The organism is Enterococcus sp. AZ084, assembly GCF_051714905.1.
In the GTDB taxonomy this organism is placed as follows: Bacteria; Bacillota; Bacilli; order Lactobacillales; family Enterococcaceae; genus Enterococcus_B; species Enterococcus_B pernyi.
Map to the genome: position 1 here is coordinate 1,981,405 of NZ_JBIOSS010000001.1, position 16,001 is coordinate 1,997,405.

The window sequence follows — 16,001 nt, forward strand, 5'->3', positions numbered from 1 at the left end:
TCGCTGAATGCGATTGCTCCAATCTTCTCAATTTGGGTACAGCCATTAAGAAGCATCTGCCGTATTGTACAATTGATAATTGATCGTACCGTTCAAGACATTATTTACTTGTAAGACATTGCTCGGATCGGTAAAACCAATTGCGATCGATGTTACCGGAGTGGTGATTTGACCGGTATTATTTCCGGCATCTGGTGTAGTCGCTGATCGAGCGACAATCCCAGTTGCGCCTGTACCAACTAATTGTGCACCATTGATTTGGAATGAATTCACATCAAATGTGGCTGGTGCAGCTGCTCGTGTCAATTGATTATTCGCAACAGTTGCTCTCACTGACCATGCTTGAGCGATACTATCATTTGAAACAACGATATTTCCTGGTGTACCGATCGTTCCAGTACTAAGTGAATACGTGCCATTTTCGATTTCCGTCTCAAACGCATAAGTCGCTGGAACGGCATCGAGTCTTAAATCTCCTGAAGTAGCATCGGTGATCGTTACAGTCGTTGGTGTACTTCCAGTTTGTCCTGGTACCTCTGCTGCGAATGCTGCTACTCCACCTATATTTACTAAAATCAACCCTGCGAATACTGCACTTAATGTTTTTGTTTTGTGGTTCATTTTTATTCCTCCTTGATTTTCAATTAATCTACATCGGCAACCACATTTACGAGGTTGACCGTCTGTATCGCTTTATAGGTACCACTTGGACTATTAGCAGGAACACTCAACTTAATACTTTCTTTCGGGATGATCAATCGAAAGTTTTGTTTCGTTCCTTGACTGACTTTGACGAGTTCTTGCGTTTCGCCATGACTGATATTTTCTATATCATTGACTTGATAGACAGTGGTTTTTTCTGTCGTCAACTGTCCATCTTTCATAGAAAGTTTTGCTGTATATTCCTGCTGATTTTTAAAAGCAGATAATGAATAATCGAGTTTCCACCCGTTTGTTCCAGAACGATTGTCAACCACTTCGATCACTAGATCTTGCTTTGCTTGTACTTCAATGTCCGTCTCAGGGACTGGGTAGCGATCAAAAGTTGGTGGTATTACTTTCTTTAAATAAATAGCAGGTTCGATGATTTGGACATTCACTGCTGATTTTTTCTCTTCACCAACAGAAGAAGCTCGGATCTTTGGAGGAGAAACAAACATCAGGAGCAAGATAAATAGTAGCAACCATTTGATTTTAGGCTTCATCGCTTCTGCCTCCTTGATCGATACATCAGTCCGACAAATCCAATCAGCAATGTACCGAGAAATGCAGACGTTCCATACAACAAACTACCTGTTTGCGGAAGCATCCCCTCCGCTTGCGGTTTGGTCGTTCCACTTTCACCCTTATCTATGGGACTCACTTCATCTTTTTCATATAATTCAAACTGGATTTCTTGCTGATCGGAAGCAATCACTTCGTCGGCAAACGTAGGAGCGACTCGCACAAAGCCAGTGAACAAAACAACACTAAGCAGGAACAAAAGATTCATAGTTATTCGCTTCATCTCATCGCCTCCTTATTCGATCGTAGCCGTGTTATATAGCTTCCAATTAGCTGTTGCTCGTCCACTATAATCACCTACAGGCAACAGTTTTGAGCTATTCAACAACACACCCGCATTTTCACTCATATTCAGCGTATAAACATAACCAGTCGGGGTCACACTCGCAGAATCAAACACTTTGATTGGTGAATTACCCAAATTTTGAACCGCACTCGTAGGACTTGTTTTCCAGACGAAAGAAAAAGGTGCGTTCGTTCCACTCGTGATCGAAAGTCCAACCGACCAATTTCTTGTTGTTCGTGGATCTCTCGAATCCCATACCTTTAATTCTAAGCTATTGCCCGCATCACGATCCAAGATCCCTTTACTTTGACGAACCTTTCGATTCGTCCATTTGAATGTACTTGGTGCCTGCTCAAGTCTTAATTCACCAGTGTAGGTTACCGTTAGATTCAATGATGCAGCCGGTTCTTCGGGTTTCGTCAATTTTCCAGAAGAGTACACTTCAATGACAAATTTATTTTCACCATAATCAAAATATTTTGTAGGAATCACTAACTGTGTATTTGCATTAAAACTTGTCGCCCCTGTTGTCGTGACATCAGAGAATGGAACATCAGTGAGATAAGTCGTTCCTTTTCTCACTTTGAAACTCAATCGATCGCCGACATCTAAATCTTTCCAATAAAATGTTCTTTTGTACCCAGGATCGCGATTCGCAGAGATATCCAACGTCTCACTAAAATTGGTCACCGTATTGACATTTTCCCATGACAGAGTGGTAAACTGATCCGTTTTTTTAACCCAGTAATACACGGTATCGCCATAGTAGGTGACGTTCGTTGTGTCGTTGGGGGTCGTTCCCACTGGATTTGCTAAGACTGAACTTCCGTAACTAGTTAGTGCATCCGCTGACAATGTTCTTGTTGGTGCTGAATAACTCAGTGTCGCTGAATCTCCGGGATTGAGATTGATCGCGTTATTGGCTATCGTCGTGACCACTGTGATCACGCCAGTCGTTGCGTTATTTGTCACGACTGTTGCTAAATTTGCTGGGGCAATCGTTGACGTCACCCCTGCGGCAGTCGTTTTCGTGATCGTCGGTGTGACTGTCGCATTTGTTGCCAAATTGATTGCTTTCGCATCAAGCACCGTCGTCCACCTCGTAGTATTCAAGGCGGCTTCGCCTGTATTTACCTTGATCGTTGATTGGATCTTAGCTGGCTGCTCACTCATCAAATATTTACTTTTACTTGTATCTGTACTTGGAACAGTCACAGATGTATTGGCGTTGTCCAATACATTACTCGTCACTGTCGCGCCTATCGGTATCGGCGGTTGTGTAAAAGCAAAACGAACTTGTCCTGATACGCTACCGTTGGCTGCAGTAAATCCCCAGTAGGCTCGATTGTTGTTGGTTGCTAACTGCAATTCCGAGTTCAGCTCTCCCCAAGGTATCGTTGTGTCAGCAGTTTTTGCTCCATTGACAGGATTTCTAAATGAATACGTAAAGTTCCGTGTGGTGCTATTAAAGCTATAATTGAACTCGTACCATGTTCCATCTTGGACATTGGTACTGACAGCTCCATTAAGTGGGATCAAGCTGTTGTGTTTGATCCGTCCGGGATTGGCGAGGGTCAAAGTGAACCAATCATTTGCTCCTAAATCACCATTCACTGCATTGATCGGTTGATACGTTCGGCTTAGGTTACCTGGAAAGGTATAAGCCATATGCGGCGTATTTCCAGCAGGAATCTGTGCATCATAGCGTGCTCTACCAGTTACTGCTTCATTAGCAAATAAATCAAATTCAACCGCAAATGAATTACGAATCGCGGTCGTTTCTGGCGTACGTGGTGATAATCCCTCATAGTATCCGCCAGTTGCTCCGTAGACGCCCAAGTTTTGTCCGTCTACACCGACTGCTCGAGAATTCGTGATCGCTGTTGTCTTTCTTGCATCATTATGCATGACAAACGCCACGCCATCTGCCTGCTGTGTGCCAAAATTGACGTAGACCCGTTGTGAAAATGATTTCGTGAAATCTAAGCGATACGCGTCATTTGACCAAATCGACGTCCAGTTATTACTCCCCGAAAGAGAGATTTGTGAAAATGGTTTTCCGCCATTGTCATTCGTATTCGTGACATTTGAAACGACAGCCCCACCATTTGGTGCAGCAAAAGCGCCACTGATAGGCATAGCTCCCGGCGGTACGTATTGAGAACCTGTACCTGTTGCAAAAGCTTGGATTGCTCGTGCCTGGGGTGGTTGATAGTCAGAAGACGTCGAGCTTTGTTCTTCCGCTACTTCCGCTTCACTGGTTGCTTGCTGTGTCTCAGTTGGTTCCTGATTTTCTCCAGTTTCGCTATTTTCTTCAATGGTACCGCTCGTTACTTCGGTTGGTTGACTCCCTGAAGTACCTGATTGATCATTATTTTCTGGTTCAACAAGTGGAAGAATTTCTCCTTCAGGTGGTGTCAGATCCGTCAGTGTTCCATTTGCGGACTTATACTTGACAAATAATCGAACAGGTTCAGTTGGTTTGGTAAAATGTAGGGTAGAAAATTGTTCTTCTGTCAATACCTGATTCTCAGCAATGGGTTGATCCTCTATCATAAGCGGGATTTTTTCACCCTTAGAATCAATCAAATTTACGGAAAATTGTAACGCTTCAGATGAATTTTTTTCTAGTTTAAATCGCACCCCTTTATTCGTGTCTTCGAGTGATAACGCCACTTCTCCATTATCGATCAACACATTCGTTGATTGCCTTTGATTGACATCAGCAAAAACAGAAGAGCAAACGCCTCCAATAAAGAACACCACAATAATAACGAACGTTATAAAAAACGGTCGCGTATTGGTTTGAATTCCATTCCTTATCCCCACAAACTTTACCTCCTTTGTCCAAACTATCGCAATTTGAATATAGAAGACTTTTAAAAAGTCGTTACTTTTATCATTTTTTCAAATAGCCTTTGAGATCAGGTCCATTTCTACTAGATTTCACTAGAAAATGAAAATTTATCAAAGACTATTATGTAAAAACAACGGAGAAACTAAGCGAGTTACCCAAAATAAAAAAATAAAACTATGTATAATTTAACTATTCTCTTACGATATCTCTCATCAAAAAAATAATAACATACTTTATTTTTTAAATGAATTTTTATGCTTATAACATTATATATTTAGAGAACGCTAACTACAATAAAATACTTTGACATCAGTAGTTGCAAACGAAATCATAAAACATTAATATTTATGAATAAATAATGAATATGATGCTCATTGTATGCACGACTCGCTTTTTTAATCCACTAATAGGTTGCTTTGATTTTTCCCACACTAAAATTCTGCAAAGCAACTAAATTTACGAGTGCTAAAAAAACACTAGTAAAGGCAGATAGATCCGCGTTTTACTAGTGTCATTCTTAGTTAATATTCCTTCACCCGAGCTAACTCCGCCCATTTCCAGTTTTCCACTACTGGCAGATCATGACCTTCTTTCCGAATATACTCTCGATGTTCTTTCAATTGTTGCGTCATTTCCTCAGAAAAAGCCGAAGCTTCTTCACCATACACAGTCATCGCTGCATGTTGCGCTAAGTGGAAACGATCCAACTCACTAAAGACACGCATATCAAACGGTGTAGTGATATCGCCATTTTCTCGATAGCCATGGACCATCAATTGGTGATTGTGTCGTAAAAAGAAAATATCCCGGATCATGCCTTCATAGCCATGGAAAGCAAACAGAATTGGTTTGTCTTTTGTAAAGAACGTGTCAAACACTTCATCACTTAGTCCTCTCTGATCAACAGATGGGTGTCTTAACTTCAAGATATCAACCACGTTGATAAAGCGGATTTTTAGTTGTGGAAATGCTTGATTCAATAGCGAGACTGCCGCAAGTGCTTCAAGGTTTGGTTCTGTCCCTGCTGCTGCGATTACTAGATCCGGTTCCTCATTCGCAGAAACGGTACTTGCCCAATCGATGATTTTCAAGCCCTCATTGGCTAGTTCTTCTGCTTCTGTTGCCGAATAAAATTGTGGACGTGGATGTTTACTTGAAATAATCAAGTTGATGACTTGCTCTTCTTGCAACGCACGATCCATCACAGCCATCAAACTATTCGCATCTGCCGGCAAGTATTCGCGAATAAACTCTGCTTTTTTCTCTGCTAAATGAGTCAACACACCAGGGTCTTGGTGGGTATAACCATTATGATCTTGTTGAAAAACAGTCGATGTGGCAATCAAGTTCAACGAAGGATAGTTTTTCCGCCAAGGCTGATCACTGGCTTTACGCATCCATTTGAAGTGTTGCGTCAACATCGAGTCAACAACACGTAAAAAGGATTCGTAACTAGCAAAGAATCCGTGCCGACCTGTCAAAACATAGCCTTCTAAAAAGCCTTCTGCTTGATGTTCCGACAATTGACCATCAATAACTCTTCCTACTGATGACTGCCACTCATCTGAAGCATCTTTAGGTTCCAACCATTGTCGATCAGTCACTTCAAATACTTTGTTCAAGCGATTGGATTTTGTTTCATCCGGACCAAAGATCCGAAAATTGGTTGGGTTCTCCGTGATTACATCTCTAGCTTGTTCCCCAAAGACCATCATATCTTGTGCAACGACAGCTCCTGGTGTTGAAGTATCCACGGCATAGTTTTTCCAATCAGGCATGACTAACGGTTTGGGATCGATTCCGCCATTTGTGATTGGGTTTGTCGACATCCGGCGATTGCCTTTCGGTGAAAGATCTTTGATTTCTTGGTTGATTCTTCCTTGTTCATCAAATAACTCTTCTGGGCGATAAGACTGCAACCAATCAACCAAATGATCGACGTGTTCCATATGCTCTGAATCAACTGGAATCGGTACTTGATGGGCACGAAACGTTCCTTCAACTTGTTCATTTTCCCACGTCTTTGGTCCAGTCCAGCCTTTTGGCGTCCGAAAAATAATGACTGGCCATCTTGGCATCGTAGCTGATTCCGCAGGTGCTTGTCTTGCTTCCTTTTGGATTTCTTTGATTTCTTCGATCACTGTGTCTAACGTTGAAGCTAGGATGTGATGAACAGCCTCTGGGTCTGTGCCTTCAACAAAATAAGGTTTCCAGCCCATTCCTTCAAAATACTTTCGAAGATCCTCATCACTCTTGCGGGCAAGGATGGTTGGATTTGAGATTTTCCCGCCATTCAAATTCAAAATCGGTAGCACCGCACCATCATTCACTGGGTTGATAAAGACATTTGAAAACCAACCGCCAGCTAATGGACCTGTTTCTGCTTCGCCATCGCCTACAACTGTCGCCGCGATGACATCCGGATGATCAAGGATCGCACCTGTCGCATGGGCCAGTGAATAGCCAAGTTCTCCACCTTCATGAATCGATCCTGGTGTTTCTGGCGCAGCATGGGATGCAATCCCGCCAGGATAAGAAAATACCCGACATAAATGTGCCAATCCGGCTTCATCTTCTGTAAATTCAGGATAGATCTCACTGTAACTGCCATCAATATAAGAATTGGATACCATCACTTGTCCACCATGACCAGGGCCCTCTATGTAAAACATATCCAAATCGTATTTATTGATGACACGATTTAGATGTGCATACACAAAATTTTGTCCAGCAATCGTTCCCCAATGCCCAATAGGATGTGTCTTTACATCGTCTTTAGTTAATGGACGGCGTAATAATGGATTATCTTTTAAATACATTTGAGCAACAGAAATATAATTTGCAGCCCGCCACCAAGCATCTAATTGTTCGAATTCTATTTGTTTGTCTACGTTTGTCATATCGAACACCCCTTTAATCATTGCTAGTCCTACGAAAGAACAAAAAATGAGTCTGGTCTTTACCAGAGTGTCCAGACTCATCTTCGTCGCTTCTTTCGACTGCTCGTATGTGCTATCCCTTAATCAGCTGATAACATTACGGTATTTATTTAACTTTAACTTGAATCTCTAAGAAATGACATCATAACGCTCTACTTCTTTGAAAAAGAGTGTTAGACGTAAGTTTTTCTAAAGTCCCAAAGTCCTTCAATTGATCATTTCACTTATTTGATGACGATATCTTCTAAATCAACCAAGCGCGCCCATGTTTGGATCTGCTCGGTAGTAAGATGTAATGACACAACGGTATGGTGTCCGCCACCTGTGCGGATCCAAGCACCTACCCCCTCATGGAAATTCGGTTTGACTTTCCAAAGTACGCGTGCCACTGGTAAATGTGGGGCTTCTTCTGTTGGTTCGAAGGCTTCCACTTCATTGATCAACAATTTGTAATGCGTGCCAAAATCTGCCATGGAAACCACGACACCATCGCCGGCTTTACCGTCAAACACCAAACGAGCCGGATCTTCTCGATCACCCATCGATAATGGCGAAACAACGATTTTTGGTCGATTGACCGCCAATGTCGGATCTACTTCCATCATGTGAGATTGTAAAATTGCTTCTTTTCCTGGCGTCAATTCATACGTGTAATCTTCCATAAAACCTGTGTCTTTGTTTTGTGCCATGATTTTTAACATCCGATCCAAAGCAGCTGTTTTCCAATCCCCCTCACCGGCAAATCCGTAGCCTTCTGCCATTAACCGTTGGACTGCCAAGCCAGGTAACTGTTGCATACCGTAAAGATCTTCAAAGTTTGTTGTGAAAGCATTATAATTGCCCGCTTCCAAGAAACGTCTGATCCCGATTTCTTGTTTTGCTTGTACTTTGACATGTGCTTCCCAAGTGTCATGGTCATAATCTGCATAATCAAAATCATAGAGTTGTTTATATTCTTCAAATAATGACGCTACCTCTTCCTCAGTGACTTCATCGATCACTTTGACTAAATCGCCGATCCCATAATAGTCGACCACCCAGCCAAACTGGATCTGTGCTTCTACTTTGTCTCCTTCGGTCACAGCCACATTACGCATATTGTCTCCAAACCGAGCAACCTTGATCGAGAAGCTTTCATTATAAGCCACAGCCACGTGCATCCAGTCTGAGATCTGACGTTGCACATCTTCGGATTGCCAATGACCTACCACGATTTCATTTTTCTTATTGAGTCGTGCATTGATAAAACCATATTCCCGATCCCCGTGGGCTGCTTGGTTCAAGTTCATAAAGTCCATGTCGATCGTTTCCCAAGGAATACTCTCATTAAATTGCGTAGCTAAATGCAACAAAGGCTTTTGTAATAACTGCGTGCCACGAATCCACATTTTTGCTGGGGAGAAAGTATGCATCCAAGTGATCACACCTGCTACTTGCTCTTGGTAATTCGCTTCTTTCATGATCGAAGTGATCGTATCAGCAGTCACTGCTAGTTCTTTTAGTACGATCGGATAAGGCAACGTTTGGTGATCATTTAGTGCTGTAACGATCGTCTCCGCATTCTTTTTGACCTGTGCTAAAGCTTCTTCTCCGTATAGATGTTGTGAACCTACGACGAACCAAAATTCTTTTTCACTGATTGCTAACATGTTTATAACTCCTCTTTTTTTTATTTTTTTTGGCCATAATACGCATCTTTACCATGCTTGCGTAAATAATGTTTATCCAATATTCGTTGTGGCAATGGTTCGGAAAAACTATTCAATTGGCGAGTAAATAAGTTCATTTTCGCCACTTCATCCAGTACAACGGCATTCATCACCGCTTGAGAAGCGTCTTTTCCCCAAGTAAACGGTCCATGACCATGTAACAACACTCCCGGGATCGCCATGATATCAATATTTCTATTTTGGAATGTCTCAATGATCACATTGCCGGTTTCGTGTTCATAACCAGCATCGATTTCTTCTTGTGATAAAAATCTTGCACAAGGAACGCTACCATAAAAAGTATCTGCATGAGTCGTACCCATGGCGGGTAAATCGAGACCCGCTTGCGCCCAAATCGTTGCCCACGTCGAATGCGTATGACAAATCCCGCCAATTTCCGGGAAATGTTTGTAGAGAACCGCATGTGTCGGTGTATCGGAGGATGGATTAAGCTTGCCTTCGATGACTTGATTATTCAAATCAACAACAACCATATCTTCTGCTTTCATTTCCTCATAGCTCACACCACTAGGTTTGATGACAAAATATCCTGTTTCTCGATCAAACGCACTGACATTCCCCCATGTATATTTGATCAAACCTTGTTTTGGTAAAGCTAAATTCGCTTGATAAACCGCTTCTTTCAGACTTTCTAACATTCTCTCACTCCTTCTTCCATTGATACGATCGCGGATGCTTCGATAGGCAACCCTTTTTCATACAGCTCAATAAATTTTTCGTAACCTTTTAAATCTGCCTCTTTAGGCTCGATCGTCAGACCTTCACTAGTTGAAAATACCTCTTTTGCTAAAAATTCTTCCAAAGTCATGCCATCTGCCGATCGGAGATAAGCAGCTAATAAGGCAATCCCCCAAGCGCCTCCTTCTCCGGCTGTTTCCATGACTGTGACAGGTGCTTCCATTGCTGAAGCTAGAATCGTTTGAGCAACTTTCGGCGTTTTAAAGATCCCGCCATGTGCCACTAAACGATCGATCGTGACTTGCTCAGATTTAAGAATCTCCATCCCTAGACGCATCGCCCCAAAAGCACTCGACAGGTGCATCCGCATAAAATTTGCTAAATCAAATGTGCTATCAGGCTGTCGCACGAATAATGGTCTGCCTTGTTCCATTTTTGTGATGTTTTCTCCTGAGTGATACCCATAGCTGAGTAATCCTCCACAGTCACCCTCTCCTTGTAGCGCTCTCAAAAATAAGGTTTCATAAATCTGCTGTGTATCGATCGTCACGCCAAGACTCTCACTGAACTCTTTGAAAATCTTGACCCATGCGTTGATTTCTGATGAGCAATTGTTTGTATGCACCATTGCTACAGGGCTTCCGTCAGGTGTTGTTACTTGGTCGATTTCTGGATGGATATTTACTAACTCTTTATCCAATACGATCATTGCAAAAGCCGATGTCCCAGCTGAAACATTCCCTGTGCGTAGCCCCACACTGTTCGTTGCGACCATGCCGGTGCCGGCATCCCCTTCTGGTGGGCAAACAGGAATCCCTGCAGATAAGTTACCGGATAGATCTAAGAGCTTGGCTCCCTTTTCAGTCAGCGTCCCTGCAACCTCACCAGCCAAACGAATTTCTGGAAGGAGCGTTTCTAAAGGTTGCATAAAACCTTCTGCTTGTGCCAATTGATCAAAAATAGCAATCTTTTGTGCATCATATCCCTTCGTTTGACGATCAATCGGAAACATTCCTGAAGCATCTCCAACTCCTAATACTTTTTGTCCGGTCAACTGCCAATGGATATACCCAGCTAATGTTGTAAAGTAACTAAGATCTTTTAGATGTGTTTCTTTATTTAAAATTGCTTGATATAGATGGGCAATGCTCCAACGCTGTGGAATCGTATAATGAAAGGCTTTGCTCAACTTTTCTTCTGCCTCTGCGGTAATGGCATTGCGCCACGTGCGAAAAGGAACAAGCAATTCATCGTGCTGATCAAATGCTAAATAACCGTGCATCATTGCGCTAAAGCCGATCGCTCCTATCGTAGTTAGTGTCGTGTCATACTCTTCAGAAACCACGTCGACTAATTGCTGATAACTCGATTGTAACCCCTTCCAAATCTCATCAAGTGAATAGGTCCAAATACCGTTTTCTAACTGGTTTTCCCAATCGTAACTTCCAGCTGCAATCGGCTCATAGTGTTGATCGATCAGCACTGCTTTGATTCTCGTCGAACCTAGCTCAATACCTAGTGCTGTTTGCCCTGTGCGAATCGCTTCTATTCGTTTCAGCCTAGTTTCTTTCGCTTCGATGTCAAACGCCTCCTTAGTTTCTCTTTATGATAGTTACAGTATAAAACTTTTTGTACGTACATGTCAACGCAAATATAGTTATTTGTTCGTACATAAATCCTTTTTCTTTTTCCTGATAAATTCACATTTATCATATAAAAAAGGCAAAGAGAGTAAATTCCTCCTCTTTACCTTTTTAAGAGCAAATAATCTTGCTAGACATTGACTAATGTTCATTAAATAAATTTTTATCGTATTTGGTACACTTATCGTTTTCCCTCAGCTACTCGGCATTCTTTGCTGCACTTACTGAATCTCTGATCACCAAACTAGGTTCATAGACGATATTTTCTCCTTGATTGCCCGTTTGGATCGTGTGAATGATCCATTCTGCTGCATCTTTCCCCATCCGCTCTTTTGGATGAGTTAAAGTGGTCAGTTTCACTGCGCCCATCTGACTCAACGAGGAATCATCATTTCCGATGATCGACAATTGCTGCGGTACTTGATAACCCTTTGCGATCACCTCATCAAGCAACTGGCTAGCAATTTGATCGTTGTAACAGATGATGCCGGTGCTTGCCGATTCCTTTAGCTGTAAGAGGACTTTTTCACCTAGTTTCCCACGTGAATCAGTCGTGTAGGTAATGATATCTTCCGGCGAAAATTGGATACCGTAGGCTTCGCACGCTTGAATAAATCCTTTCATCCGATATTTCCCTTGTAAATCATCGATTTTCGTGATGAACAGTAATCGCTGATGTCCTTGCTGGATCAAATACTCTGTCCCTTTAAAGCCAACTTTTACATCATCGACACAAATCGAGGCGACCGCTAATTCTTCATAGACAGCATTGATCATGACCATCGGAATCCCTTGTTCTCTCAATCGGACATAAAGCGCAAGGTTCGGATTGTATTCATTACTTTTTGTTGGCTCTACGATCAAGCCATCTACACCAAACTGCAGCATTTTTTCCAAACAGTTTTTTTCTTGTTGATGATCATTATTCGTACTCGCTAGCAATAACGAATAGCCTTGCTCACTCAACGTTTTTTCAATTCCTCGGATGATCGAGGGGAAAATATAATCCGATAAATACGTCGTGATCACGCCGATCGTCTTTTGGTTTTTTCTGCTTTCCGATGTTTTCTTATACGCATCATCAACATATGTTCCAGAGCCTTTCTCTTTACGTAGATACCCTTCATTGACTAACAATCCAATCGCTTGTCTTACCGTATGACGGCTTACTTGGTAGTCTTTTTGTAATTGGAGTTCAGGCGGTATCGGTTCATTTAGTTTGAAAATTTGGTCAATGATCTTATCCTTTATCTCATCTGCGATCATTTGATATTTTGTTTTCTCCATGGTTACTTTGCCAATCCTTTCACTCCGACGTAAGTTGTCCGAACAATTATTTTATATCATTGTAGCACAACTTGTTTTGGAAAGGATTATTAACACGAAAAAAACATCTGTGAGATTCGTTTTATTCGCGCTTTGTAAGGAACAACTGCTTTTTTTCAGCTTTTAGTTCAAGTGATTTCAAAAGAACTGTAAAATATCTGCTAAGACGGATTCCCCATCAAATGTTTCGTAATCTTCTTTACGAATCAATTTGTAAGGAACAGCTTTCACCGTTAGAAAATCTTTTAACCGTTCCACTTCATATTCAGATTGTGGACCGATCATCAGTCCATCAATATGCTGGTTTTGGATTGCCTGCTCTGCTACGATTGCCGGTGCAGAGTATACGTGAAGAGGCACACCTTTTTCATTTGCTGCATTTTGGATATTTTTCACTAATAGACCTGAAGTGATTCCAGCAGTGCAAATCAATAATATCCGTTTTTCCTCTGTCGTTTCCATCCACTCGCCACCTTAAGAAATTTTGCGTTTTTTATTGTAAATATCTAACACAACAGCAAGCAATAAAATCAAGCCTTTGATTGCCTGTTGCCAGTCTACTCCGACCCCCATGATCGACATCCCATTATTCAGCACACCCATGACTAAGCCACCGACGATTGCTCCAGTGATCGTTCCAATCCCTCCAGAAGTCGAAGCTCCTCCAAAGTACACAGAAGCCATCGCATCTAATTCAAGCGAAGTTCCCGCCTGAGGGGTAGCAGCGTTTAAACGTGCGGCTAAGATCAGTCCTGCTAAAGCAGCCATGACGCCCATATTCACAAATACCCAAAAAGTGATTTTCTTCGTCTTGATCCCAGATAATTGTGCTGCCTTCAAATTGCCACCTGTGGCATAAATTTGTCGTCCCGCAACTGTCCGATTGGTCAAAAATCCATATATCCCAACAATCACACCTAAAATGATCAATATTACTGGAAATCCTTGGTAGGAAGCAAAGATATAACTTAATCCTAAGACAAGAACGATCGTCAATGCCGCTTTGATCAAGAATGCGTTCATTGATGGAACTTCAAATAAATTTTCTTTTCTTCGCGCTCTCGCACGCCATTGAGCAAATACTAAACTAACAGCTAACACGACACCTAAAATCAACGTCAATAAGTGCATTCCAGGAACACCAAAGATATCTGGTAAATACCCCGTCGAGATTTTTTGGAAACCTCCAGGGAAAGGCGCTAAAGATTGCCCTCCTAATACAACCTGTGTCAAGCCACGAAACATCAATAGACCGGCAAGTGTCACGATGAACGCAGGAATCCCTACATAAGCGACCCAAAAGCCTTGCCATGCACCGATCACTCCACCAACTAATAAACATAAAGGGACTGCGAGCCATGGGCTGATGTTGTTATTGACCATCAACATACCCGCCATCGCTCCAACAAATGCCATGACTGAACCTACCGATAGATCCACGTAGCCTAAAAGCACGACCAACAACATTCCCGCAGCCAAAATCAAAATATGGCTGTTTTGTAACACAATATTCGTAATATTCAACGGTCTTAAAAAGATCCCGCCGGTCATTAGTTGAAAAGCAATCAATAAAGCGACCAAAATAATGACCATACTATATTTACTAAAGATATCTAATATCTTTTCTTTTACATTCCAAGCATTTTTTTCCTGACTTTTTTTTGTGACATTTTCCATCAGCCCACTGCCTCCTCTTCCTTTGTCATCAGGTTCATCAATAACTCCTGATTTGCCTCTTCTCTAAGCACTTCTCCTGTCATTTTCCCTTCATTCATGGTATAGATCCGATCACACATACCGATGATCTCAGGTAGTTCAGAGGAAATGATACAGACACACTTTCCTAAGGCAGCCATTTCTTCAATAATCGTGTAGATTTCATATTTTGCCCCGACATCGATACCGCGAGTCGGTTCGTCCAGAAATAAAATTTCCGGTTCAGTCATCAACCACTTAGCTAAAACGACTTTTTGTTGATTCCCACCACTCAAGCTACCGACGTTTTGGAACACATTAGTCGCTTTGGTCCTCATTTTTTTACGGAAGTTTTCTGCTTCGATCACTTCTTTTTCTTGATCTAAGATACCACTTCGACTAATTTTTTTGAGACTAGCAATCGTCGTATTTTCTCTGATGTCCATCAAAAGATTCAATCCAACCGACTTACGGTCTTCGGATACATACGCCAACCCATGATCAATGGCTTGAGAAACATCTTTGATCACTAATTCTTTTCCATCTTTAAAAATTTTGCCGCTGATATTGCTTCCATAAGATCGACCAAAAACACTCATGGCAAATTCAGTTCGTCCTGCCCCCATCAAGCCAGCGATACCGACAATTTCGCCTCGTCGAATCGAAAAATCGATATGATCATTGATGATTCGCTCGGTGGTCAATGGATGATGGACCGTCCAATCCTTGACTTCAAAATAAACCTCGCCGATATTAGGATGACGATCAGGGTAACGATTCGTTAAATCACGACCAACCATTCCTTTAATGATCCGCTCTTCACTGATTGCTGTATTTTCTAACGTTTCGATCGTTTGACCATCTCGTAAGATCGTGATCCGGTCAGCTACCGCAACGATTTCATTCAATTTATGCGAAATAATGATCGAAGTGATTCCTTGATTGCGAAACTCCTTGATCAACGCCAAAAGATTGGCACTTTCTTCTTCATTCAGCGCTGCTGTCGGTTCATCTAATATAAGTAATCGAACATTTTTAGAAAAAGCCTTCGCAATTTCCACCAACTGCTGATGCCCGACACCGATTTGTGAGACTAAGGTATTCGGATCGATTTTCAAGCCTACCGTTTTTAGTAGATTTTCTGTTTTTCGTTCAGTCAAATTCCAGTCGATCACGCCATGTTTTGTTTGTTCGTTCCCTAAAAAAATGTTTTCTTTGATCGACAGATAGGGACTCAATGCTAATTCCTGATGGATGATCACAATCCCTTTCGCTTCACTATCTCTGAGATTTTTGAATTGGCAAGCCTCCCCGTCATACATGATTTCGCCTGAATAACTGCCATAAGGGTACAAACCGCTCAACACATTCATCAACGTGGATTTTCCTGCACCATTCTCGCCACAAAGGGCGTGGATCTCTCCACGTTTGATGCGGAGATTGACATTGTTCAACGCACGAACACCAGAGAATTCTTTGATGATTTCTTTCATTTCTAAAATATAATCTGCCATTTTTCCACTTCCTAATCGAGGTTGTGACAGAAGTGCTCAACTCCGAGAA

12 protein-coding genes are annotated in these 16,001 nt (G+C 41.9%); all 12 read right to left on the reverse strand.

The annotated features are described in order from the left end of the window. Nucleotides 1–45: 45 nt before the first annotated feature. Complete coding sequence (locus IGI79_RS09015) at nt 46–621, reverse strand: hypothetical protein (protein WP_010735043.1); 576 nt, start codon at nt 619–621, stop codon at nt 46–48. Nucleotides 622–644: 23 nt separating this feature from the next. Next, nucleotides 645–1,205, reverse strand: coding sequence for a WxL domain-containing protein (locus IGI79_RS09020; protein ID WP_019724051.1), 561 nt, complete (start codon nt 1,203–1,205; stop codon nt 645–647). After that, a complete protein-coding gene (locus IGI79_RS09025; RefSeq protein ID WP_010735041.1) occupies nt 1,202–1,507 on the reverse strand; it encodes an LPXTG cell wall anchor domain-containing protein in 306 nt (101 codons plus the stop codon). The genes IGI79_RS09020 and IGI79_RS09025 overlap by 4 nt, the downstream gene beginning before the upstream one ends. A 12-nt stretch (nt 1,508–1,519) precedes the next feature. After that, complete coding sequence (locus IGI79_RS09030) at nt 1,520–4,399, reverse strand: lectin-like domain-containing protein (protein ID WP_195475808.1); 2,880 nt, start codon at nt 4,397–4,399, stop codon at nt 1,520–1,522. A gap of 549 nt (nt 4,400–4,948) precedes the next feature. After that, complete coding sequence (locus IGI79_RS09035; RefSeq protein ID WP_207463628.1) at nt 4,949–7,327, reverse strand: phosphoketolase family protein; 2,379 nt, start codon at nt 7,325–7,327, stop codon at nt 4,949–4,951. Between the two features lie 263 nt (nt 7,328–7,590). Continuing rightward, nucleotides 7,591–9,015 carry an L-arabinose isomerase gene (gene araA, locus IGI79_RS09040; protein WP_195273215.1) on the reverse strand — a complete coding sequence of 475 codons (1,425 nt, stop codon included), beginning with the start codon at nt 9,013–9,015 and terminating at the stop codon, nt 7,591–7,593. A 20-nt stretch (nt 9,016–9,035) separates the two neighbouring features. Then, nucleotides 9,036–9,734, reverse strand: coding sequence for an L-ribulose-5-phosphate 4-epimerase (locus IGI79_RS09045; RefSeq protein WP_104776350.1), 699 nt, complete (start codon nt 9,732–9,734; stop codon nt 9,036–9,038). Further along, nucleotides 9,728–11,314 (reverse strand): xylulokinase, encoded by a 1,587-nt coding sequence (locus IGI79_RS09050; protein WP_396349516.1) that lies wholly within the window; start codon nt 11,312–11,314, stop codon nt 9,728–9,730. Before IGI79_RS09050 ends, IGI79_RS09045 begins: the two co-directional genes overlap by 7 nt. Nucleotides 11,315–11,615: 301 nt before the next feature. Continuing rightward, on the reverse strand, nt 11,616–12,704 hold the full coding sequence (locus IGI79_RS09055; protein WP_019723429.1) for a GntR family transcriptional regulator: 1,089 nt from the start codon (nt 12,702–12,704) through the stop codon (nt 11,616–11,618). A 177-nt stretch (nt 12,705–12,881) separates the two neighbouring features. Further along, the gene (locus IGI79_RS09060; RefSeq protein ID WP_104871104.1) at nt 12,882–13,205 is read right to left on the reverse strand and encodes a PTS sugar transporter subunit IIB; all 324 of its coding nucleotides are present in this window, start codon (nt 13,203–13,205) and stop codon (nt 12,882–12,884) included. Between the two features lie 12 nt (nt 13,206–13,217). Further along, a complete protein-coding gene (gene mmsB / locus IGI79_RS09065) occupies nt 13,218–14,420 on the reverse strand; it encodes a multiple monosaccharide ABC transporter permease (protein WP_019723427.1) in 1,203 nt (400 codons plus the stop codon). Then, entirely contained in the window at nt 14,420–15,952 is a 1,533-nt protein-coding gene (mmsA, locus tag IGI79_RS09070; protein ID WP_019723426.1) for a multiple monosaccharide ABC transporter ATP-binding protein, read from the reverse strand. Before mmsA ends, mmsB begins: the two co-directional genes overlap by 1 nt. Nucleotides 15,953–16,001 lie beyond the last annotated feature (49 nt).

Excerpts from the sequence above, each read along its gene's own strand:
- IGI79_RS09045 (WP_104776350.1), bottom strand. The coding sequence starts at position 9,734 with ATGTTAGAAAGTCTGAAAGAAGCGGTTTATCAAGCGAATTTAGCTTTA.
- mmsA (WP_019723426.1), bottom strand. The coding sequence starts at position 15,952 with ATGGCAGATTATATTTTAGAAATGAAAGAAATCATCAAAGAATTCTCT.
- IGI79_RS09025 (WP_010735041.1), bottom strand. The coding sequence starts at position 1,507 with ATGAAGCGAATAACTATGAATCTTTTGTTCCTGCTTAGTGTTGTTTTG.
- IGI79_RS09015 (WP_010735043.1), bottom strand. The coding sequence starts at position 621 with ATGAACCACAAAACAAAAACATTAAGTGCAGTATTCGCAGGGTTGATT.
- IGI79_RS09035 (WP_207463628.1), bottom strand. The coding sequence starts at position 7,327 with ATGACAAACGTAGACAAACAAATAGAATTCGAACAATTAGATGCTTGG.
- IGI79_RS09055 (WP_019723429.1), bottom strand. The coding sequence starts at position 12,704 with ATGGAGAAAACAAAATATCAAATGATCGCAGATGAGATAAAGGATAAG.
- IGI79_RS09060 (WP_104871104.1), bottom strand. The coding sequence starts at position 13,205 with ATGGAAACGACAGAGGAAAAACGGATATTATTGATTTGCACTGCTGGA.
- araA (WP_195273215.1), bottom strand. The coding sequence starts at position 9,015 with ATGTTAGCAATCAGTGAAAAAGAATTTTGGTTCGTCGTAGGTTCACAA.
- mmsB (WP_019723427.1), bottom strand. The coding sequence starts at position 14,420 with ATGGAAAATGTCACAAAAAAAAGTCAGGAAAAAAATGCTTGGAATGTA.
- IGI79_RS09020 (WP_019724051.1), bottom strand. The coding sequence starts at position 1,205 with ATGAAGCCTAAAATCAAATGGTTGCTACTATTTATCTTGCTCCTGATG.